This window comes from Sporomusa sp. KB1 (assembly GCF_007830295.1).
Taxonomy (GTDB): Bacteria; Bacillota; Negativicutes; order Sporomusales; family Sporomusaceae; genus Sporomusa.
In genome coordinates this window covers 3,490,647-3,514,488 of record NZ_VLKC01000002.1, presented here as the reverse complement: position 1 = coordinate 3,514,488, position 23,842 = coordinate 3,490,647, and the positions used below count along the sequence as shown (strand labels likewise).

At 43.9% G+C, this 23,842-nt stretch carries 20 protein-coding genes and 1 pseudogene; 2 read left to right on the top strand and 19 right to left on the bottom strand.

The features are described from left to right. Positions 1-92: 92 nt before the first annotated feature. Together SALPA_RS19945 and SALPA_RS19940 are read left to right on the top strand one after the other, a co-directional pair. Positions 93-998 (top strand): RluA family pseudouridine synthase, encoded by a 906-nt coding sequence (locus SALPA_RS19945; protein ID WP_145097999.1) that lies wholly within the window; start codon positions 93-95, stop codon positions 996-998. Between the two features lie 142 nt (positions 999-1,140). Continuing rightward, positions 1,141-1,773, top strand: coding sequence for a YigZ family protein (locus tag SALPA_RS19940; RefSeq protein WP_145097996.1), 633 nt, complete (start codon positions 1,141-1,143; stop codon positions 1,771-1,773). 29 nt (positions 1,774-1,802) lie between these two features. Here SALPA_RS19940 and SALPA_RS19935 read toward each other — a convergent pair whose 3' ends face one another. From SALPA_RS19935 to acsB, 19 genes and pseudogenes are all read right to left on the bottom strand, one after another. Then, on the bottom strand, positions 1,803-2,963 hold the full coding sequence (locus SALPA_RS19935; RefSeq protein ID WP_186451150.1) for an HD-GYP domain-containing protein: 1,161 nt from the start codon (positions 2,961-2,963) through the stop codon (positions 1,803-1,805). Between the two features lie 207 nt (positions 2,964-3,170). After that, positions 3,171-4,553, bottom strand: a complete 1,383-nt coding sequence (gene bioA / locus SALPA_RS19930; RefSeq protein WP_145097991.1) for an adenosylmethionine--8-amino-7-oxononanoate transaminase — start codon at positions 4,551-4,553, stop codon at positions 3,171-3,173. Beyond that, entirely contained in the window at positions 4,528-5,292 is a 765-nt protein-coding gene (bioD, locus tag SALPA_RS19925) for a dethiobiotin synthase (RefSeq protein WP_145097988.1), read from the bottom strand. The genes bioA and bioD overlap by 26 nt, the downstream gene beginning before the upstream one ends. Before the next feature lie 4 nt (positions 5,293-5,296). Beyond that, a complete protein-coding gene (gene bioF, locus SALPA_RS19920; RefSeq protein WP_145097986.1) occupies positions 5,297-6,469 on the bottom strand; it encodes an 8-amino-7-oxononanoate synthase in 1,173 nt (390 codons plus the stop codon). Next, positions 6,453-7,238 carry a 6-carboxyhexanoate--CoA ligase gene (locus SALPA_RS19915; RefSeq protein WP_145097983.1) on the bottom strand — a complete coding sequence of 262 codons (786 nt, stop codon included), beginning with the start codon at positions 7,236-7,238 and terminating at the stop codon, positions 6,453-6,455. The genes bioF and SALPA_RS19915 overlap by 17 nt, the downstream gene beginning before the upstream one ends. Continuing rightward, on the bottom strand, positions 7,222-7,719 hold the full coding sequence (locus SALPA_RS19910; RefSeq protein WP_186451149.1) for a hypothetical protein: 498 nt from the start codon (positions 7,717-7,719) through the stop codon (positions 7,222-7,224). The genes SALPA_RS19915 and SALPA_RS19910 overlap by 17 nt, the downstream gene beginning before the upstream one ends. A 340-nt stretch (positions 7,720-8,059) precedes the next feature. Then, positions 8,060-8,188 (bottom strand): hypothetical protein, encoded by a 129-nt coding sequence (locus SALPA_RS31615; protein WP_255451278.1) that lies wholly within the window; start codon positions 8,186-8,188, stop codon positions 8,060-8,062. A 212-nt stretch (positions 8,189-8,400) separates the two neighbouring features. After that, the gene (locus SALPA_RS19905) at positions 8,401-10,341 is read right to left on the bottom strand and encodes a molybdopterin biosynthesis protein (protein ID WP_145097981.1); all 1,941 of its coding nucleotides are present in this window, start codon (positions 10,339-10,341) and stop codon (positions 8,401-8,403) included. Between the two features lie 12 nt (positions 10,342-10,353). Beyond that, complete coding sequence (glp, locus tag SALPA_RS19900) at positions 10,354-11,592, bottom strand: gephyrin-like molybdotransferase Glp (RefSeq protein ID WP_145097978.1); 1,239 nt, start codon at positions 11,590-11,592, stop codon at positions 10,354-10,356. Positions 11,593-11,594: 2 nt separating this feature from the next. After that, positions 11,595-11,798 (bottom strand): hypothetical protein, encoded by a 204-nt coding sequence (locus SALPA_RS19895; protein WP_145097975.1) that lies wholly within the window; start codon positions 11,796-11,798, stop codon positions 11,595-11,597. Positions 11,799-12,334: 536 nt separating this feature from the next. Further along, entirely contained in the window at positions 12,335-13,495 is a 1,161-nt protein-coding gene (locus SALPA_RS19890) for an iron-containing alcohol dehydrogenase (protein WP_145097972.1), read from the bottom strand. 407 nt (positions 13,496-13,902) lie between these two features. Beyond that, on the bottom strand, positions 13,903-15,900 hold the full coding sequence (locus tag SALPA_RS19885; RefSeq protein ID WP_255451277.1) for a sigma-54-dependent Fis family transcriptional regulator: 1,998 nt from the start codon (positions 15,898-15,900) through the stop codon (positions 13,903-13,905). 49 nt (positions 15,901-15,949) lie between these two features. Next, positions 15,950-16,186, bottom strand: a complete 237-nt coding sequence (locus SALPA_RS19880; RefSeq protein ID WP_145097969.1) for a MoaD/ThiS family protein — start codon at positions 16,184-16,186, stop codon at positions 15,950-15,952. A 60-nt stretch (positions 16,187-16,246) separates the two neighbouring features. Continuing rightward, positions 16,247-16,615, bottom strand: coding sequence for an aldehyde ferredoxin oxidoreductase C-terminal domain-containing protein (locus SALPA_RS19875; protein ID WP_255451439.1), 369 nt, complete (start codon positions 16,613-16,615; stop codon positions 16,247-16,249). Positions 16,616-17,049: 434 nt separating this feature from the next. Further along, entirely contained in the window at positions 17,050-18,480 is a 1,431-nt protein-coding gene (locus SALPA_RS19870; protein ID WP_145097966.1) for a HesA/MoeB/ThiF family protein, read from the bottom strand. A 195-nt stretch (positions 18,481-18,675) separates the two neighbouring features. Beyond that, positions 18,676-20,403, bottom strand: coding sequence for an aldehyde ferredoxin oxidoreductase family protein (locus SALPA_RS19865; protein ID WP_145097963.1), 1,728 nt, complete (start codon positions 20,401-20,403; stop codon positions 18,676-18,678). A 540-nt stretch (positions 20,404-20,943) separates the two neighbouring features. Then, positions 20,944-21,057, bottom strand: a pseudogene (locus SALPA_RS33305) (methyl-accepting chemotaxis protein); the annotation flags it as partial. A 108-nt stretch (positions 21,058-21,165) separates the two neighbouring features. Next, the gene (locus SALPA_RS19855; protein WP_145097960.1) at positions 21,166-21,345 is read right to left on the bottom strand and encodes a hypothetical protein; all 180 of its coding nucleotides are present in this window, start codon (positions 21,343-21,345) and stop codon (positions 21,166-21,168) included. A 312-nt stretch (positions 21,346-21,657) separates the two neighbouring features. After that, positions 21,658-23,784 (bottom strand): acetyl-CoA decarbonylase/synthase complex subunit alpha/beta, encoded by a 2,127-nt coding sequence (acsB, locus tag SALPA_RS19850; RefSeq protein WP_145097957.1) that lies wholly within the window; start codon positions 23,782-23,784, stop codon positions 21,658-21,660. Between the last annotated feature and the right edge of the window lie 58 nt (positions 23,785-23,842).

Below are 23,842 nucleotides of genomic sequence, written 5' to 3'. Positions count from 1 at the left end.
AAACCGCTTTCTCTCGCAAAATTTGCCAAATTGGTATTTTTCATTTATATTAAATTCATAAAGTAAGACCAATCAGGAAAGAAGGCTGCCTTTTGAAATCTTTTCAGACCCATAAAATTTCTTCTGAACAGGCTGGGCTAACTGTTGAAAACTATTTGAAACAAATCCTCCATCAATCTGGACGAACAATCCAAAAGCTGACTCGCAAAAAAGGTATCTTTTTGAATGGCAAACCTGTTTTTCTGCAAAAACCGCTCAAAGTAAATGATAGTTTGCGTGTCCTGGTTTTGGAAGATGCGTCTTACGGAGTTCAACCTGAACCAGGTACTATTGAAATTCTTTATGAAGATGCTTATTTGCTTGTCTTAAATAAACCGCCCTACCAGCTTGTCCATCCCACAGGCCAAACAACAACTGGCACCTTAGCCAACCATTTAGCTCATCATTTAGCTGTGCAAGGCATAGTAAGCACGGTGCGCGCTGTCCACCGTCTGGACAGGGAAACATCGGGCTGTGTAATCTTCGCTAAAGATGCTCGCAGCCAATCCTTATTAGAACAGCAATTGAAAACCAGAACACTAACGCGCGCTTATTGGGCATTAGCCAAAGGCCTTGTTGAACCGCCTTCCGGAACCATTGATGCCCCCATCGGCCCACACCCAAGTTTACCTAACCGGCGTTCTATAAGCCTGCAAGGCGAGACAGCGGTTACCCATTACCAGACTATCCGCAGTTTTACGGATACATCACTGCTCAAGCTTACGCTGGATACTGGCCGAACCCACCAAATACGAGTACATTTAGCGCATCTTGGGTACCCCATCCTTGGCGATAAAATGTATGGATTACGCTCCCCCCTTATATCCAGGCAAGCCTTACATGCCACTTCGGTAACCTTCGAGCATTTAGGAAATAAACAGTCAGTGACTGTTGCTGCCCCCTTGCCTGCGGACATGGCACGAATCATAGATTTTAGCGACAGCAACGAACTCAACTAAAGCGAAAGCACTATTTGTCCTCAATATATACAAATAGTGCTTTCGCTTTTTTATCCTGTTTATCTCTGATTGCCAAAATTCTGCTGTTCCTTTATAGTAATTTATAGAGTAATCCCAGCCAAGGAAAGTACGAGGTGTTCTTATGCTACCTGCCTATCGCACAATAAAGCAAACCGGTGAAATCAAATTAGAAATTAACAAATCTCTATTCCTCGGCTATGCCAGCCCTGCTGAAACGGAAGAAGCGGCCCTGACCTTTATTCAAGATATAAAAAAACGCCATAAAGAGGCCAACCACAATTGCTCAGCTTACGTCATCGGTCAGCATGGTCAATCTCAAAAGGCCGATGATGATGGTGAACCTAGTGGAACAGCTGGCAGGCCAATATTAGAAGTTATTAATAAGTCAGCTGTCAAAAACGCAGTTATTGTAGTCACCCGTTACTTTGGCGGCATCAAACTGGGGACTGGCGGTCTCATTCGCGCCTACACCAAGGCAACTGTTGATAGTCTTAATGCAGCTATTATTGTGGAAAAACAGCTCCATATCCGCTTAGTAATCGAAATTAATTATCATTTATTAGGAACAGTAGAAAACCAATTGCGGCTCAAGAATTTTCCCATTGAGGGCAAAGAGTTTAGCGACATTGTCAAAATCATCGCTCTGGCTCGTAAGGGCGACGAAGATAAGCTACTGCAATTGGTCGCTGATTGTACAGCCGCGCAAGCAGTAGTACAACCAATCGGAGAAATTTATTTAGATGCGTTCTCCTAACAAATTTCTTCGCGCTGTTGCTATCATACTCAGCAAACCAACTTAATGACCTTCAGTTTATTCTGATTCATAATATCAATTACCTGGCCATCAGAAAACCTAATTAGACACGTTTCTTTCCCGCTGCGATTCCAAAACACAAGCTGGCCGGTACTGCCGTCATTTAATGTCACATACCGTCCAATCAGTGTTTGGCACAACTCATGAAGAAAGGGTGTAGAGTATTTAGGTGAAAATTTGCCTGAAAAAGAGTCTGCCTGGATGGTATCTAATGCTGCAAATGGCGATACTTCTTCACCATACACCTTTTTGGAGGTCATTGCATCATAAACATCAGCTATACCAAGTACTTTGGCAATCGGGTGATTCTTAGCGCCAGCGGTTTGCAGCGGATAACCTGAGCCATCGTCGCGTTCATGATGCTGGAGAACCCCCAAACGAACACTTTCCGGAATCTCTTTGAAGCGGCGGAAAAACTTAAAGGCAATAGCTGGATGCTGACGAACCATATGCAGTTCGTCTTCATCTAAACTCCCCTTCTTATATAAAACGTGTACAGGTATCTCTAGCTTGCCAATATCGTGCAGAATGCCGGCTAAAATTAGGTTTCTCTGTTGACTTGGCTTAAAGGCCCCACTTAAATTTCCAATAATATTTGCTAAAATACCAACGTTAACAGAATGATGAAATAAATAATCTTCGGAGCGAGTTGCAGTATGTAGCAAAGCGGTAGCGCCAATCCCCCGCTCAGAAAGGGTAAGTAAAGCATCGACGATAGATTGCAGCAATTCACAATCCAAATGCTTTTCCAGGCGAACAATTGTAAAACATCTTTTTAAATCTTTCACCACATTGCCATATATACCTGCGAACTCCGTTTCCTGTTCTGATACAGTTGCAGCCATATCCGCTTCGTAATATTCGTGACTAACAATAAGTTCTTCCGGTTCAGCGTTACCCCGCTTCCGTTGTTGATTAGAATCGAAACCCATTCCAACACCTGATTGCAATTCCCGAACGCGAACTCCCTCACAATTATAGTAACTAAGTTTTTCGATATGCTTTTCTGTTAGTATTGTACCAGCATACAGCAACACTTTTCCATCAGGAGATAATACTGTTTCTCCAAGTTGCAAACCCGGACGAAGCTGAGAAATAAGATATCTAGCTATACTATAATTGTCAGACATATGCTTTTCCCCTTTGAGCATTGCTAACTATAAATTAAGTTACATAATACTCTCATTTGACTATACTACTGATTATATCATGACGGAATTTTCTAAACAAGAACAAAAAACAAGGACACGTTAAGTAATCTTGAGCGGCCTTATTTATAACAAAAACAGCACTACTTCGCTAACAGCGCTGTTTTTGTTATATTGGCAATCGTCATTTTATAAATCAGTCGGCTGAATACTGCTATAATTGGCAATGTCTACTTCCGTAATCTCTCTGATTGAGGATTCAATAATTGTCAGCATCTGTTCAAGTTCATCAGCAGAGCTAGCCAGCGGCGGCATGAAGACCACCACATCACCAATCGGACGAATAAGTAGTCCGTGCCTGCGGGCCTGCAGACACACGCTAGCACCAACGGCTTGTTCCCAAGAATACGAAACCTTGCTATTTTTGTCTCGCATCAATTCAATACCGATAATCAAACCACGTTGGCGGACATCACCCACATGGTCAAGACTGGCTATTTTTTGTAGCTTGGCTGCAGTAACCGCTATCTTGGGAACAAGCCCTTCCAATACCTTTTCTTCCCGGAATATTTTTAAATTAGCCAAGGCTGCCGCACAGGCCAGCGGGTTACCAGTGTAGGAGTGACCATGGTAAAAGGTTTTTTTATCACTATAATCACCTAAGAAAGCATTATATATTTCATCAGTGGTCAATGTCGCTGCCAGCGGCATATAGCCGCCGGTTATTCCTTTGGAAAGTATCATCAGATCAGGAGTTACGCCTTCATGCTCACAGGCAAACATTTTTCCCGTTCTACCAAAGCCTGTGGCCACTTCGTCAGCTATGAACAGTACGTTGTATTTCCGGGAAATCTCCCTTATTTTAGCCAAATAGCCAGGCGGTGACATTAGCATGCCTGCTGCCGCCTGCACCAGCGGTTCAATAATCAAGCCGGCAATCTCCTCGTGGTGCTCAGCCAGTACCTGTTCCAACCTGGTGGCACACTGCATTTTGCAAGTCACCGGATCTGTCGCCAGTTGGCAGTGATAACAGGATGGAGTTGGGATGTGTGTCGGCGTAAACAGCAATGGTTTGAATATCCGGTGAAATAAATCAATCCCGCCAACACTTACTGCCCCTACTGTGTCCCCATGATAGGCCTGCTCTATGGCGATAAATCTTTGTTTACCCGGTTTACCCTGCTGCTGCCAATATTGAAAAGCCATTTTTAGAGCAACCTCAACCGCTGTTGAACCATCATCTGAATAAAAGACCTTACTTAGACCGGCAGGAGCTATATCGACAAGTTGCTTAGCCAGTTCGGCAGCCGGAATGTTGGCTAAGCCCAGCATTGTCGTATGCGCTACTTTGCCAAGCTGGTCGATAATCGCCTGGTCAATTGCAGCCTTGCGGTGACCATGAAGATTGACCCATAACGACGATACACCATCATAAAATTCGTTGCCATCAGTGTCAATAAGCTTAATGCCTGCAGCAGCGGCAATAACCTTTTGCGGTCTTGCTACCCATTCCTGCATCTGAGTAAAAGGATGCCAGACATACTGCTTATCTTTTTGTTCCGGTTTCTCCATAACTTGTTCCTCCTTGCATCAGACTAACTACTTCGTCAATAGCCACATGCTGCTCTGCTACTTGCCCCAGTCGGGCCATTGATGCCGAATCTGCAGCAACTGCCGCAACCGTGGGAAACCTGCCTAGCACCGGCAAGCCGGTGAGCCGTTCGATGTAAGCCAGATTACTGCGTTCCAACACAGTAACCTGGTCTTCATCCCAGCGGTTGATAATAATTCCGCCTAACTTGATGCCCTGCTGCCGGGCATATGAGGCAGTAAGGACAGTATGATTAATTGTCCCCAGATTAGCCCTGGCAACAAGGATTGCCGGCAGCTTAAGCTCCAGCACCATGTCGGCAACAAGATAATCTTCCCAAATAGGTGCTGCAATACCACCCACCCCTTCAACCAGCGTTAGCTCCGCTTGGGCCAGCATACTCCGGCAAATAGCGATTAGCTTTGCCCGGTTTATCGTCACACCACTCACAGTCGCTGCTACTGCCGGCGTCAGTGCCGGAGCCAGACAAACAGGATTAACCTCCTGCCGCCATTCTTCACCAAGCCCAGCTGCTGCCATTAAAAAGCTGGCGTCTTCAGATACCAGCTTCGCGTTTATATTCCTTACGCCGCCGGAGGCTACTGGCTTTACCACGCCAACGTTTATACCCCTTGCCTTGAGTGCGGCGGCAATAGCTCCACTAATCAACGTCTTGCCAACATCTGTGTCTGTTGCCGTAATAAATAACCCTTTTTGCATTCTGTTACCTCACCCTCATTCCAGGCTGACTAATTGCAGCAGTAATTATGTCCACAGCCCAAGCCAATTCATCCCGCTCATGCGCTGCACTAACAGTCAGTCGTAGTCGACTTGTGCCTGCAGGCACTGTCGGTGGCCTGATAGCAGTAATGATAATGCCCTGCTTCTTAAGCTCGGAAGCCAGCCTAACAGCAGCTTCCTCCGCCCCCACCATAATCGGTATTATTGGCGTCACACCGTCAACTACAGGCTGCTTGGCTGCCTGTAACAGCCTTCTTACATATTGAGTATTATCAGTTAACCTTGTCACCATTTCTGGTCTGGCCACCAACTGGCGAAGTGCCGCCAACGCCGCAGCAATAGTTGCCGGCGCCAAGGCTGTTGAAAATATAAAACTGCGCGCCTTATTTTTTATGTAATCAATTAACTCCTTTGACCCAGCGACAAAACCACCTTCTGCCCCAAGCGCTTTACTCAGTGTGCCAATCTGCACCTGCACTTTATCACTTACACCAAAATGCGCAGCCGTCCCTTTACCACCTGGCCCAATCACACCCGTAGAATGAGCATCGTCAACAACAATAATCGCATCATATAGCTCGCCCAAGCGAGTAATTTCCCCCAGGGGGGCTAGATCACCATCCATGCTAAATACACCATCAGTGACTATCAGTCGCTTACCCTGGCATACTGTATTTTTTAGTAAACTTTGTAAATGCTCCACATCAGCATGCCGATATACAGCGATCTGCGCCCGGGAGAGACGACAGCCATCAATGATACTGGCATGATTGAATTCATCGCTGAAAATAACATCCCTGGGTTCGGCCAAGGAACTAAGAACACCCAGATTAGCCATATAGCCGGTATTAAATACCAGAGCCGCTTCGGCTTCTTTGAACCGGGCTAGTTCCTGCTCCAGTTGATCAACAAGCAGATACGTTCCGGTAGTTAGCCTGGCTCCACCTGCCCCTGTACCATACAATCGTATCCCATCAATAGCAGCCTGCTGTACTGCCGGGTCATGTGTCAAACCCAGGTAGTTATTAGAAGCCAGCATTAGGTAACGTTGACCATCCATTTGTACACAAGTCGGACTAATAGGATTGTAGGTTACCGTTTTACGATACAAATTGCCCGCTTTTGCCTGTTCTAAGAAATCAGTCAAAAATTGCATCAGCACTGACCTCCTCTGCAGGGACGCTAATCAGTACAGGCTGATATTGCAAATAATCTGCCAGTTGCTCCAAGTCAGTGTTTTCCTTTATGAAAAAAATCCGGCCGCCAATAGGACTGCCATAAGGCTTCAACTGCGTGAAACGGGTGTACAGCATTGGTGTGGATACATAGCCTGTTACATATTCAGGGTCATCAGACCAACATAACTCGGCGGCTACCCCGGGTGCCGACATAACCTTAGAAGCCAGCACTACTGCCTCCTGAATATGAATATTGCTGTGCCCCTGATGGTTCAGCCAACACAAATAGGCCTGCTCATCAGCAATATCCATCCGCGACACACGAATTCCCCGTTCATCGTTATCATCAAGTCTGACACCAGTTTGAGCATCAACTAACATAGCGCCCCTCAGACTTCCTTTTAATCCTGCTAAGGCTTTTATCCCCGCAGCCACAGCTGCCGGTGCAACACCGGCCTTAATCAGTTCAACCTGTGCCGCCGCCCGGCCTGCAGCTACACTAGGAACAGCAACAGTTGCAATTGGCAGGCAGCTTACTGTTTGTATGTTTTCATTTAGTACTGTTTCGACAGTAAGATTGATAAAATCAGCCGTTCCCCGACTATGAAACAAAGCGCGTCTGAGCATAGCTGCCGCTACAGCTGGCAGTCGGTCCTGACTTACCAGCCGCTCGGCACCCGAGATATGCCTGCCGCCCTTCTCATGCGCATCACCTTGGGCTGCCCGCATTCTAACGCTGTACAACATGACGCATTACCTTCTCCCTTTGTTCTTTTACCCGTTGCAGCAAAGCTGTTACGGGACAAGTCAATAAAGCTGTATAAATCATCCCTGGAAGAGCGGCCAACAAAAGTGGAATTACCGCTTTACCAATCATCCCACCCAATACCAGTCTGCCAATAGCCGAACCTATCGGACCAGCCAGAACAATTACCGGCCAGGAGCGTCCTAATAGCACCACCAGCATGCCGACAGTGACACGAAATACCATGGCAATAAACACATTTAACAATGACTGAGTACCAAGCATTAAGCCCACTACACTGGACAGCACACCTGCCGTAATATATTTGCCAAACCCAAACACCACACAGATAGCTGTGGCCAATGGCGCTGACAATTGAAATTCTGTTCCCGGCAACAGTCCTGGCAGCTTGAAGGTGCTAGTTATTGTTATAAGAGCGGCCAACATACCAACTTCAGCTACCCAACTAACTCTACTTTGCATCTTTTGCCGCTAAGGGCCGCAACCCCAAATCTTCTGCCATAGCTACATCCATTTCATGCTACTCCTCCCCGCTCAATGTTAACTATTTTAAATATTATAGTTTACAATGAGCTTATAGTTAACTATTCGCAAATTATATGGTTAACAATTAAAATTGTACTACAGTTTTATCGATCATGCAAACAGAAAAATAACCAAGAGTTAGATAGTATTGCGATAAGAAAAGACTTGGCTTGTGCCAAGTCTTTTAGGACGGCCGAATTGCTTGCCATCCATGGGGCAATCGGCACTAGCGCCATCCGGGCGTGTCGCCGGCAACGGGTTATTTTATTCAAGCACATTAATCCTTATTCCCAAAATGCTTTGCTTTTTTACGTACCTCTTCATCAGATAGTTCCTTATTCCCTTTTTCATTCCTGACTTCATGCTCAATGCCAAATTTATCAGGCCCTGTTTTGGGTACAGGCATTTTTATCACCTCCACCAATAGTCTTACCTTATTACAATTTTAAAAACCCCTGCCGAAAACCGGCAGGAGTTTTATGTATATGGTGCTTACTATATGCGCATTTCTCAATTATAATGTTTCGCAATCTCGTTTCTCTTCGAGGACACCGCTACACAACTAGTATACCCTCTTACGTTATATTATATACATGTGCCTAATTATTTTTTTCCATATCAACTCAGAGCCATCAATTTCCCAGCATCTGTCAAATCATATCCACCGAGCGCCTCGACTTGCTGCCGAAACTCTGGCGACTGTAAAATCTTTATAATTAGCGCAGGCCTTTCATCTTCAGGTGCAAAATTCAAAATAAGATCATACCGCTCCTGACCTACCGGAATAAAATCCAGTCCAAGTGCTTTAGCTGCAGCACGTATACCCATACCGGTATCAGCAGAACCGCCTGCAATTGTGGCTGCTACTGCCATATGAGTGCCAACCTCTTTATCATAGCCAACTATTTTACTTGACTCTATATTCATTTTTTGCAGCTGATAATCCAGTAACATTCGTGTGCCAGCTCCCCGCTGGCGATTGACGTATTCAATATCTGAGCGTACTAAATCACCCAGTCCCTGAATTCCTTTTGGATTTCCTGCCAAGACCATTAACCCTTGATCTCGCATAGCTAAATGCACCAATCGCCAAGATTCATTGTTTTTTAAATAGCGATTTACATAGGAAACATTATATTCACCAGTCTTTTCATCAAGCAGATGTATCCCCGCAATATGCGCCTCATTATTGCGTATCGCCATAATACCACCCATACTGCCAACATTGGCGCAGGACAACGACAGGCTAGCCTGTCGGCCTAAAAATACGCCCAGAATCTCGAGTGCCAGGTCATGACTGCCTATTGATAAAATATTTTTACTAGCCTGTTGTTTGCCAAATAGTTTAACCTCTGTAACAGTTCCCGCAGCCAGACCATCTTTAGTCTCTTTAATAACCACCATCCCCTGAGACTTAGTTAAGGAACTTATTAAGCCAGCTCCGCGTCCTAACGGTGCAGCAACAAATTTTCCCTGAACTTCGCCAAGTGACACCCTAACATATTCTTCGACACCAATGTGCGAGTAAACTTGTCTGGACATAGTGGCTGCCACTGTTTTAACCTCCGGTTGAGGCAGTTTCTGCCTGGCATGCAGCACATTACGAACAAATAGATCAGCTGTCAACATCGCTGATACCGGATATCCAGGAAGCCCGATGACAGGTTTTCCCTGGCAGATGGCCAATACTACCGGTTTACCTGGTTTAATTGCTACACCATGTACCAGCACTTCACCGAGCTCTGAGAGTATATCGGCAGTAAAGTCTTCCGTACCAGCTGATGTTCCAGCATTAGTAATGACCATATCACTGACCTTCAAACTATCAGCAATAGCTTTTTTAATCTTTTGGTAATCATCATACACGATCTCATGACGTGTCGGCTCGCCGCCCCAATTGGTTACAGCCGCGCACAACATATGAGAATTAACATCTAAAATAGCCCCTGGCGTAAGCTCCTGATGAGTCGCCACTAATTCACTACCTGTAGGAATAACTGTCACTTTGGGCTTAGCGACAACTTCTACACTATCCAGTCCTGCTGCCAGCAAAGCCGCAATATCCGAAGGAGTAATAACATGATGCTCTGCCAATACCATTTCATTAGCCACAATATCTTCGCCAATAACACGAACATGCTGCCACGGCGCAGCAGCCGCAATAATATCCGCATATCCATTTGATAAATGTACATCCTCAACCATTATGACCGCATTAGTACCGAGTGGCATTAAATCCCCGGTATCTACGATATAGCAGCCTGCGTCTACAAATGGTTCGCCAGCCTTCAGCAGCAGCAACTTTTTCGGGGTAGTTTCCCCTGCCCCAAAGGTATCCTGGGCCCTTACCGCAATACCATCCATTGCCGCCCCATTATAATGCGGCACTGACTGCCTGGCATACACGCACCGAGCCGTTACCCGTCCTAACGCATCATTGATACTAACTTCTTCCACAGGTAAATTGGTGAAATAGTCCACAGCAAGAAGTTTTTCCCACCACAACTTCTCAGCCTGATCCCGGGGCAGGCTATCTAAATACGCTTTAACTTTATACAAAATGCCTCATCCTTACTGTTTTGTAATAAGTTCCACTTGTACCATTTCCTCACTATATAAGCCGCCTTTGTCAGCGGCAATATGTACAATGCCGTCAGCTGCAGACATGGTGCTAATTAAACCCGATTTTCCCAAAACCGGCTCAGCCCAATATTCACTAGCCTTCTTAATTAATTGCACTCTAATATAATCATCTCTGCCCGGTACCGAAGCCATACTACGCAACATCCGGGCTGGTATAGTATAAACATCTTTACTCGTCTGACCAAGGAGAATTTGTATTGCTGGTTTTACTATTTGACTGCAAACAGTCATCGCAGCCACTGGATGGCCTGGTAAACCAAATACCGGCACTTTTCCAATCATACCAAAAATAGTAGGCTTACCAGGTTTTATTGCCACCCCGTGAAACACTACATCAGACTTGCCCAGCTCTTTGATGACTCTGACCGTATGATCCCTAACCCCAACTGAACTGCCGCCTGATACAACTATCATAGTACAACGGTTTACCGCCTGCGATAATGCCGCTAACAAATCCTCATATTGGTCTTTTACTATTCCATAACGCTTAACTATACACCCGGCGTCTTCGAGCATTGCTGCCAACGCATAGGAATTAATATCACGAATTTGACCGCTTACCGGAGTACAAGCCACATCGACCACCTCATCACCGGTGGAAATAATTACGACCTCAGGCTTCTGTCGTACTAACACTGCTGCACAACCGCAGGCGGCCAACGCCCCAATGTCCTGCGGCAGAATTTTCTGCCCTTGACGCAGCAAGTGGCGTCCCGCACTAATATCTTCACCTTTAACAACTACATTTTCTCCGGGTGCAACTGCCTTTAGAACTAGTAGACTGCTGCTATCAGGTCGTTCTGCATGTTCCATCATAACGACAGCATCTGCTCCAATTGGCAACATACCACCAGTAGGTATAGTCACAGCCTGTCCAGGTTTTAGCTGAACAACAGTCTGCTGCCCCATAGCCACTTCACCCACAATATCAAATAACGCAGGCACACCTTCCCCCGCCCCAAATGTATCCATGCCATGTACTGCAAACCCATCAACAGTTGACCGGCTAAAAGGCGGTAAATCTTCTTTACTAACAACATCTTCTGCCGCAATGCGTCCTAAAGCTTCGACCAAAGAGACTTGTTCGCTTCCAACTATAAGCCCGTCTAATTCGTTCACTATCAATTGTTCTGCCTCTTTTAAAGCTATACAATTAAAATACTCCATAATTAACGCTCCTTATACTTCCCAAAACAGCCTAACTGGCAATCGCAAATTCTTACCCCAACTTCTACGGCCACCTTGCCTATGATTACTACCGACACGCCCTCAGACTCAGCTAACTGATGAGCGTCCTCACAAGTTAGCTTTCCCTGTTTAGCTAACTCAATAATTTTATTTTTAAGCTCTTCATGGTTTGCAATTGATTTCATAATAATCGAAAGCCGTTACAAGAAACTCACAAAAACTTATAACTCGAATAACAAAACTTACGCTACTTGGGATAAATTTTGTTAATTTTTCTTTCCAGTTTTAGTAAGTTTGCGCTCTTATTCCGGCTTTTCACTCCTTTATTTTTAGATAAAACGGCTTACGCGTCTTTGCAACCGTCTCGATTTTTTCATTAGCTTTCTTCGCTGCTTTGGTATTGAAGTTTTTGCTCTCTGGTTATCAGTGATTACGACAACAGTTTCTCTATCTACAGATATAAACTGCTGCAAGCCGTCAAATGTTATACGTAGATTCTCTATTTACCATAGCTAACACTCTTCATTTGTTCCATTATACCATAAATAACATTGAAACGACCTGTTAACGCAAAATCAAATGTCATATTTTGACTATACTCGTGCTCACTGAAAATTAAATCAGGTTGGTTTATATCATACTATGATGAATATAAACCAACCCTTTTTACTATCAAATGGTAACTATTTCAATTTTGTTTGATTTTATAATTCTACTTATATTAAATAGCAGCTTTGTAGATACCAGTGATTTCTTCAGGAGTAGCTTGTTTAGGATTAGTAAGACCGCAAGCATCTTTTAGCGCATTGGCAGTAAGTGTTGGAATATCGCTTTCTTTGAAGCCTCTAAGATCTTTCAGGCCGGCAGGAATATTGATGTCGGCAGAAAGTTGGCGAATAGCAGCGATCCCCTTAGCAGCAGCGTCTGCAGCAGATAAACCGGCAGTATCTACGCCCATAGCTTTAGCAATATCGGCAAATCTTTCAGGAACAACTTTTGCATTGAAGTCCGAAACAGCCGGGAGCAGGATTGCATTGCAAACACCATGTGGAAGATCATAGAAACCACCAAGTTGGTGAGCCATTGCATGTACATAACCTAAGCTGGCATTATTGAATGCAATACCAGCAAGATATTCAGCATAGGTCATCATTTCTCTAGCTTCAACATCTTTACCGTCTTTAACAGCTCTTCTCAAGAAACCGGAAACTAATTCAATAGCTTTGATAGCTGCGCAATCAGTAACAGGGGTAGCAATTATGGAAACATAAGCTTCTACTGCATGAGTCAAAGCATCCATACCAGTAGCAGCTGTAAGGGAAGGAGGCATAGCAAGCATTAAATCAGCATCATCAACAGCAATAATAGGGGTTGTATGCCAGTCAACGATAGCCATTTTAACGTGTCTGGTTTCATCGGTAATGATACAGAAACGAGTCATTTGGCTGGCAGTACCGGAAGTGGTATTAACTGCGATCAAAGGCATTTGCGGTTTAGCTGATTTGTTAACGCCTTCATAATCTTCGATCTTGCCGCCGTTAGAAGCAACAAGAGCAATACCTTTAGCGCAGTCATGTGGTGAACCGCCGCCGAAGGACATTACAAAATCGCAACCGTTGTCTTTGAGTATTTTCAAACCAGAATTAACGTTACCAACTGTTGGGTTTGGTTGAGCGCCATCAAAAATAGAATAACCTACGCCAATTTTATCAAGAATATCGGTAAGTTTTTTGATAAGTTTGATTTCAACAAGTACTTTATCGCTAACGATTAACGCTTTTTTGAATCCCATAGGCTTAATGTAATCAGCTATATCCTCAAGACACCCAACGCCCATGATAGCTACTGGCGGATTAAAATACCCAAATGATTTCTTTTCCATACTTAACAATTCCCCCTTAATTTTTTATAAATAGGCTCAAACGAAATTACCCTAAGTTTCGACCTCCTTAGTTTTAAAATTCAGTGTTATCCTAAAGGTAATCGCCTGCCCACTTAGCTATTTGACTTTCGCAATATATTATCGCAATTGTTATGCCAACTATTCAAAAAATTTAAAATAAAGTGTCAATGGTCTTAAACCCGGCAATTCCGCTTATCTTGGGCATTGGATTAATCCAATGGACTATATCGGCTGCTACTCAACTGCGCCATAAGTGTTACCTTTGAGTGTGTAAAATTGTGCAATAAGGTTACACTTTTTACACACTTTAAGGTAACACTTACTTTAGAGCAATTAGCAGCCTCTTGATTCAGCACATAAAAAGAGATTGGCCAACGTTGCTTTGGCTAGTTTTTGATAGCGTGCAATCGCATCTTATTATATAAAGTTTTTCGAGATATCCCTAATTCTTTCGCTACCCGACTAACATTTCCAGCAAATGCATCAAGCTTACTAATTATCTTATATTTCTCCGTAAATTCCGCCATCTTCTGTCTCTGTTCCCTGCTGAAAACAGTCTCATCTATTTGTGGTGATGCTAGTACCATGCGTGATTCCGGTGCAAAAAGCATTTCAGGTAAATGACCAACCGTAATAACTCCATTTTCAGCTAAACATGCCGTATGTTCAATCACGTTTTGTAGCTCTCGGACATTACCTGGCCAGTGATATCCAGTTAAATAAGGAATGACTTCGTCTTCCACAGAAAATTCGCATCCCTGTTCGTGACTTAACTTTTCTAAAAAATGTTCAAAAAGCGGTTGTATATCCTCGCGGCGCTCCCGTAACGGCGGAATAATAATTGATAACACATTTAATCTATAAAAAAGATCAAGTCGAAAGGCCCCTTTTTCAACTTCTTCCAGTAGATTCTTGTGTGTGGCACAAAGCAGACGAATAGTAACCGGAATCATCTTATCGCTGCCAATACGCGCCACTTTTCTTTCTTGTATCACTCTTAGTAAGGCGGTCTGCTGTTCAAGTGGCATATCACCAATTTCGTCCAAGAAAAGAGTTCCACCTGAAGCTAGTTCGAATTTACCTGGTTTTCCGCCTCGTTTCGCCCCCGTAAAAGCCCCTTCCTCATAGCCAAATAACTCACTGCCAATCAACTCCCGTGGAATTGCCCCGCAATTGACAGCCACAAATGGTCCGTTATGCTTGCTACTTTGATTGTGAATGGCCTGAGCAAATATTTCTTTACCTGTACCACTTTCACCATATAGCAAAACATTTGATGCCGTGGCCGCCGCCCGTGTTGCAACATGTATAGCTTCGCGTATTTCAACACTTTGGCCAATAATATCACTGAACTGCAAGGTTGCAGAGTTGCCGTTACTATGATTTAAATTCACCATATTTTTCACTTGTTTACTATGTCTGAGAAAAATAATCCCACCAGTTATCACATCATGATCATTAATTATCGGCTCCCGGGAAGCTACAAATTGGTCGCCTCCTTTAGTGTCTACAATTATTTCGATATTATGATACCGGTTATTATTAGCTAGAAGCGCTCCCGATTTATTGTAAAATAACCGATTAAGTTCTATCCCGACAACATATTGCTCCGATTTTCCGAGCATAGCTTTGCCAGCAGGGTTTATTTCAACTACAACCTCATTATTATCCACGATAAGCACACCATCAGAAACAGTATTAAAAAATTTGGTCATCCTTTTATTAAGTAAATCCAATTCACAGTTTTTTTCCCAAATTCCTAACTCTGCAGTGATAGCTTCCGCAATAACTGCTACAATTCCCAATGTATGCAACTGGGACGTACGGGACGGGTAGGATATATCCAGAACGCCAATAATCCGTCCATTAGAATCAAAAATTGATGCCGCTGAGCAGACAAAAGAATGAATTTTTTTACAATAATGCTCCGCACCCGATACCTGGAGTGGTTCTCCCAGCTTTAGTACCGTTCCAATGGCATTAGTCCCTACCACTTCTTCCTGCCAGCTAATGCCAGGATAAAAGCAGCTAGTCATCGGATGCTGCCGCATATCTTCGTCGCACGACATTTCAAGAATGCAGCCATTTTCATCAGTTAATACAACGATAAGGCCCGCTCCTTTAAAAAATTCATGAAGCTTAGACATAAAGGGTTTTGCTATCTCAATAAGTTTTTCTTTTTCTTTTAACACCTTATGTAGGTTCAAATCATCCAACCTGTGGTGAATTTTATTCTCATAAGGATCTACTCCCCCATGATAACACCGGTCCCACGATTCAACAATCTGCTGACGAGCGTTGCACTTATAGGGATTACCCGTTTTTAGAAAATTTTTCCATTCAATATAAACAGGGTCCATCATGGGCAAAGCAACAATCGTCATGCAAACCACTCCTTTCTTATTAATCCTTCACTTATGCTATAATTTACGGCTAACCACCACCTACTGGTGGGAACAAGCCAACCCGGTCGCCATCACATATTATCTTCTCAAGCTCACACCCTATACCATTTATCATAATCAAGTGAATCTCTGTCGGATCAACTTCAATTTTTTTCACTAAATCAAGCACAGTAATCCCAGCAGGCACTTCTACTGTTATTACACCATTCGGCCTTGTTGGCGTATAACGCCTCAACGTAGCATATAAACGCACTTCCACTACCATACAAATCCCCCCTATACTTATTTTAATAAAAAGCCGGGCCCAAGCCCGGCCTTTTATCGGCTAGAAATTGTAGACTTCGTCGATTTCTTCCGGCGTGAAGTCCCAAACAGCATTATGTGGCGGGCAAGGCTCATATTCAAAAAATTCCGGCAGTCGATCATGCGCGTTCGTAAAACCAGCTGCTGCATTAAAGGCCCGTTCCGCTTTAAGAATTGATTTTCCGAGGGCAGTTACGTCAACAGCAGCTGTGGCAATTTGCAGATTACGGGAAAGTTCTACTTGACCTTCCTTCTTAAGCGGATCTACATAACCGCCAACTTTCAGGATGTTTGTAGCAATACAGTAACCTGATGTATGGTCGGCTCCCATTGGAGTAGTGGCATACGTCAGACCGATACCTTTAATGGCACGCGGATCATAGGCCGGGATAGCCTGACTTATTCATAAAAACCTCCTAATTAATTTTACATATAAAAAAAGAGGTGCTAAAAAAATTTAGTACCTCTTCCTTTGCGCATTGGCGGGCATGATAATTGCTCATCATACCTTACGGTTTATCACCTCCCAGTGGGATAATAATAAATCGGAAGCAACTATTACGTTTTCTCGTCTCTGACTTACATCACATAATTCACAAAACACTAACCGCATGTCCAAGATAGGATAATAAACAAAGGAAGTCCGTGTTAACGGACTTCCTTTGCGCAATGGCTGGCGCGAAAATCCCTTCTCGCACCCACGTTTACTATCACCTATCTGGCGATAGCAACTCGGAACTCTTTAGTAATGTATATTCGCTATTCATTTCTATATTCCTGCAAACCTTTTATAATATTTATAATTTTTTAATAATTACTTATTATTCAATTGCTGCCTTCATCAACATCATCCGGGCACATAAATACATATTCCTGGAGCTCATGTATAGTCGGGTCTGCACCGCATAACGGACAGGTATTGTTTCTGTTTATTTTTATGGTACAAAAATCAGAAAACAGTCCATCAAAGAAGATCATTCTGTCACTTAAAATATTTCCCTGACCTGATAAGAATTTTACAGCCTCAGCTGATTGGATAAAGCCCATTATTCCTGGTACCGGCCCAAGTACGCCTGATTCGGCACATGACGGTATACTGTCTGAAGATGGAATATCAGGAAGTGTACAACGATAACAGGGACCTTTTTGAGGTAAAATGGTCCTAAAAGTACCGTCAAATCTGATTACACCTGCGTCTATCATCGGTTTTCCTGCAAAAAAGCAGGCATCGTTTAATAAAAACCGGGTTGGGAAATTATCTACTGCATCAATTACAACATCATAGCCTGCGATAATATCAAAAATATTCTCCTTATTTAAACTGGTGTTGTAGCGATTTATAGTAAGACCCGGATTTATACTTTTTAAAAATACTGCGGCAGATTCCACCTTAGGCATTCCAATCCTTGACATAGAATGAAGTATTTGACGATTGAGGTTGCTTATCTCAACAATATCATAATCGACCAGACCGATTGTTCCAACGCCTGCTAGTGCGAGTGCATACGCGGCAGGAGATCCCAGTCCACCTGTCCCCACAATCAGCACTTTGCGATCTCCTAAGGCAGCGTCTAGACAATCTGTCGGCTTCAGAGTACATAGCTCGTGTAGCGTATGTTCAAGTTCAGTTTCGCCGGATTTTAAAAATTCCATAGATAGAAGATTGAAGTATAAAAAATCATCTACTGATCCGCCGATACCAAGTACAAGCTTTATAACTTCCATCGCGCATAGCGCACCTGAAACACAGTTCGAGAATATATCCCCCTTCATCGTGTTATCATGAACCTCAATCCCCAATTTTCGCTGGACATCTGCCAGCTTTGCTAAGAAGAAATGCAAACAGTCACTATTTTTACAAATTTGCATGCCGCCCTTCCAGCCTCTATAAAGGGATAGTACTGAAGGTACAAAACTGGTATAAATCATCTCCTGTTTTTTACTAATAAACTCCGGCTTACCTAAAAAAATGCGAAAATCACTATTGCTATCGTCTGATAGTCCAATGGTGACATCCTCGTTTAAATCGTGTATGTTGTCAAATAGCCTGTCAACCCCGGTGGAGTCTTCAAAATGGCACCCTATATGACCTACACCCGCTGCGGCAAGGTAGTATATAGCAGGGGCCGTGTCGGTTACATTTTCTCCGCAGATGAAAACTGACGACTCCAACAATTTTTTCTGTCCAGGACCGCTTATTTCAGGTATTAAAATATGCCTTAAATATCTATTTATCTGTTCCCGCTCAAGTATCACCTAATCGCCTCCCCTTAGTAGTATACACCAAAATAATTTGCAATGACCTTATGGAACGCGTCAGTACGATATTTTTTCAGGCGGCAATTCCGTCTTCTATTCCAGCCATATCTTCAAATGAAATGCAACTTAGTAAACTGGTTATCTTGCCATTAGTTATAAAAAAGGCCGGGCCTAAGCCCGGCCTTTTATCGGCTAGAAATTGAAGACTTCGTCGATTTCTTCATCTGTGAAATCCCAGGTAGTATTATGTGGTGCACATTCTTCCTCGAAGAACTCTGGCAAACGGTCATCGGCATTGGTGAAGCCAGCCCTGTGGTTGAAGCCGCGCTCAGCCTTGAGAACAGATTTTCCGAGCTCAGTAACATCATCGGCGGTAAGGGACAGACCGTACTGGGCATTAATCATATCAATCAACGCCTGGAAACCATCAGGAATGTCCAGGATAGCGAAAGCAACAAACAGGCACATACCAGTGCTGTCAACAGCGGCAGTGGCAATTTGCAGGTTGCGGGACAGTTCGATGTTGCCCTCTTTTTTCAGCGGGTCGACATCGCCGCCGATCTTGAGGATATTGGTCGCAACCGCATAACCGGACGTATGGTCAGCGCCCATCGGAGTGGTAGCGTAGGTCAAACCTACACCCTTAACCGTACGCGGGTCGTACGCTGGAATTGCCTGGCCTTTGACGATAGGAACCCTGGAAAGGCCATAGACGCGTCCTACGGTTGCTGCACCACAGCCGAGAATCCGGCCTTGAGGAGTGCCCTTGCGAATTTCTTTAATCAATTCCAGGGCAGCCTTGCCATCGCCCCAGGGAATGACACCGCCTTCCATATAAACACCAATGGCAACAGTGATATCAATGGAATCTACACCAACATCATCGCATTCACGGTCGGCATAGGCAATAAGGTCAAGGTCATTAATTTTGGCGTTGGCGCCAAGAGCCCAAATAGTCTCATACTCAAAACCGCTGGTAATATATTTGCCTTGCTTATCAACATAGTGCTGGGAGCAACGCATGATGCAACCGGCATGGCAGCCGTGGCTGGGCTTACCGCCGCGGGCTTCCATGGTCGCAGTCATAGTTTCGCCGCCGATGTCATTGGCCCATTCGTTCCGGCCACGGCGGAAATTTTCAGTAGGCAGACCGCCGGCTTCGTTCAGAATGTTGACCAGAATGTTGGTACCGAATTTGGTTAAACCCTGACTGGTAACCGGGTGAGTTGTAAGGGCTTTGGCAAATCGCTTGGCAGCACTCTTGAAATCCTCGCTATTAACAATGGGAACACCGGGAGCGCCAGTATCATCAATAACAACCGCTTTTATCTTCTTGGAACCCATGACAGCGCCCAGGCCGCCGCGGCCGGCGCTGCGGATGTTGCTTTCAGGATCGGCAAAGGAAATGTTGGCTGCCGAAAGCTTCATTTCACCGGCCGGACCAATGATGGCCACACCGGCTTTAGCACCATATTTTGCCTGCAGGACTTTAATGGCTTCGTAGTTACCCATGCCAATGATTTCAGCAGGAGCGTCTTCAATGGTCACATCATTCATAGTTACTTTGACCACGTAATACTTATCTTCTGCCGGAATTCCTTCAAACACAATTGCCTTAATGCCCATTTTGGCCATCTTTTGACCAAACGTACCGCCAGTGTTACTTTCTTTGATACCACCGGTTAACGGGCTCTTAGCGCCACAGGAAAGCCGGCCGGAATTGGCAGCGTTGGTACCGGTAAGATAACCGGGTGCAAAAATCAATTTGTTGTTTTTTCCCAGTGGATGACAGGTTGGTTTCACTTCGTCGGCGACGAAGTTGGAAGTAAGCGCACGGCCTGCTATGCCGGCGTACTTCTCAGGAACCTCGTTGGTAGCAACATTCTTTGTTGCCATGTCTACACGGATAAATTTACTCATAAAAAACCCTCCTAATTAATTTTTTATTTTTAAATATAAAAAAAGAGGTGCTAAAAAATTTTAGTACCTCTTCCTTTGCGCATTGGCGGGCACGATAATTGCTTATCATACCGTATGTTTATCACCTCCCAGTGGGATAGTAATAAATCGGAAGCAACTATTAAGTTTTTTCGTCTCTGACTTGCGTCACATAATATTCACAAAACACTAACTACATGTCTAATATAGGATAAATAAACAAAGGAAGCCCGTGTTAACGGACTTCCTTTGCGCAATGGCTGGCACGAAAATCCCTTCTCGCACCCACGTTTACTATCACCTATCTGGCGATAGCAACTCGGAACTCTTTAGTAATGTATATTCGCTGTTCATTTCTATATTCCTGCAAACCTTTTATAATATTTATAATTTTTACAATTATTATTTTTTCCCAGTAAACAAGACAAAATTGCCCCCGTGCGCTGTTACTGTCAGGATATTCCTCTTGCCTGAAACGTACCCTTCACGACGCTCAACTACTGCTATGAATACGCTTGGTTTTTATACTCTAAAATGTGATACAACATTACGTAGCTCTTCCGCCATTTTAGCCAGCGCCTGGCTAGACGATGCAATCTCTTCCATCGAAGCCCGTTGTTCTTCGGTAGCGGCAGACGTTCTGCTGACAAATGGTCTACAGTGCCGAAGTAACCGTGCTGAAACTCTTACGTTTCAACACGGCTCCTTCTATAATGGGATATCTCAGCCGGATTAACCGGCTATTTAAATTTTGATACGTTTGTTTAATGTCACTTCCATTCGCTTAACTGCTGATTTGGCATTATTCAGCTTAGAATACGTCATCACTCCCCTGCAGTGCGATATGTAGGTATTACCTTCAGGTGTTAGCGGCACAATTTCAAACCCTTCTTTACCGACATTGATAATAGCAAAGTGAGACAAGTTAGTGGCCTCCTTATCTAGCAGTAATCTGCAATATCATATTCATCTCACGGCTAAATTGAAAGCGCCAATATGATTAACCGGCATTTTCTTTTGTAAAACATGGAAGAGCCATAACTCAACAGCTAAGTGAGGATGGCTCTTCCCATGTTTGCTATGTATTATACTAATGAAGTTCTTCCATAAACATATTACCGGTTGCCAATTCGATATAGGTCAGCCAAAATTGCTACTTTGATTTTTTGGAAAAAATGCGTTGAAAAGCCTCTGGTGAAGATTGTCACAGCCTTTTCAACGCAGGTAAGCTTCCGCTTACATCAAAGAATCCAATTTGAGCGCAGGATGTTGTTTTTCTTCCAGGAATGGCAGGATTTCGTCTTCGCTAATGCCAACAGTTTCATCAGCAATCTTATCAACAAAATCTGCACCCAGACCTTCAGCTACTGCAGCATCAATAAGGTCTTGACCTAAGAATTCCTTGAGCTCTTTCGGCATCCAGACAAGACGTGCAAGGCCGCCGTCTGCTTTGATAAACTTTTTACTGGTAATGTACCGACGACCGAGACCCATGAAACCAGGAGTCTGCATACCGCCACCGCAAGTACCTGCCAAAGCGGAGAAGGTCATGCCGCAAGGAGTTTCGCCAGCATGTTCACGAGTTGTAATCATGACACCATTACACAGCGGCAAAATCGCCATAATGGCTTCGAAGCAACCGCAAGATGTCATTGGGTTTTCCATAAGCGTATAGAAGTTTACGGCTTCGACCGTGTTGTGGGAATTAGCATAAATGAAGTCATTAAGGTTTTTCCACTGACCTTTTTCAGCATCAAGGCATTCCCCTTTTTCAATCGGCTGATTTGGGCCAAGAGGATTAATTTCGTTAGAAGCTTTGGCGTCAAGCCAGCTAACAGCACCGCATAAACCTAAGCGTTCTGGCGATACTACGCACACATGGTTTGGTGCAAAGGACTGACAGAGCAGGCAAGAATAATATGTTTCAACATCATCAGTAAGGCCTTTGAGACGAGCATCACGGGTAGCATATTTTTCAATAGCGATTTTGATTTTTTCTTCAATAACGTCTTTATCGGTAATAATGGTAACTTGTACACGGTCGACAATCGCGGGGAAATCGGATTTGAATTTCGCAAGCAGGATTTCACCAAAGTCTTTGATTTTGAAGCCAACATCATGGGCATTCTTACCAATACGCACCCACATCATATTACGTTGGGCTACATGCCACAAGCCTTCACCATAGTTAAGGTTGTAGTGGATACGGCGTTCGAGCACGCCTTCAAAGTCTTCCTGCATTTTACGGCCATAGATATCAATCATAAAGCCAAGTGGGAAGACACTGCCTTCCGGCATCTCGTCAATTTCTGGTCCGATAACTTCAATTTTACCATCTTCAACTTCATCAACACCAACCATCCGGACAAGCTCAAAGCTGGTAGAACGGCCGCCACCGAACTCAACCCAGGCATCTTTTTTACGGATGGTTTCGCCTTCAAAAGCAGGTCCAATAGTGATAGGTACAGGAATATCAACAATCTTAATTTTTACGCCGCGGATCTCAAGACCCAGTTTGCCGATTTTTTCATAATCTGGTTCAGATTGATACCACTCAGGAATTTCTTCGGCTACCGGCTGATCGGTAACTGTCGGGAAGCCCATGAACATAGCACCAAATTCAGCAGCAGTTTTAACAACATCATTAGGCCCAAGCTGAATAACAAACGCGAAAACGCGTTTCAATTGATATTCTATAGCCCGTTCACGCTGACCGGCAGGGATACCGCCGAAAGCGAGACCAGCCCGGAAAGCAAAGTTAACAGCATGGATAACCTGGGTAAAGTTACCAACTGGGAAGGTAATGAATTCAGAACCAATTTTAACGTTTTCTTCAATACATTGCTCAATTACTTCGTTAACCAAGAAAATCATAATGCCTTTGGACTGGAGTTCTTTTACCAGTTTGGCAGTGGATTTGCTGTCTTTACCTTTACCAACAATAACGGCAACACCAGGAATTGTCTGGTCAACCAAAGGTACGCCAAATTTACGAAGAATAGGATCAGTGACGAAACCGCAGTACGGAAATTTATCAGGTTTTGCACCATTAATATACCGTAGGGCTTCGATAATTTCAGCAGCATACAGGGTAGCTTCACCGTTAAGTTTCGCATTTTCTAAATTCAGTTCTTCACGAATATTGGTGGTACGAATCCGGTTAAGAATCGGAGCAAGATCACCAATGGTATTTACTTCTTCACCGCTCAGCGCAGTGATTACAGGCAGTCTGTAGGCAGTATCAGGATATTTAACCGGGCAATCAGCACCGTGTTCCTTAATCGCTTTTGCCAGAAGAATTTCTGCATAGCTGGTAGCTGTGACAGCACCTTCATAGGCGCCTTTAAAAAGCTCCATAGACATATTGCTTTTCGTCCTCCTTCATAGAGTCAAATTCTCATTATCTTCTATTGATAGTTAA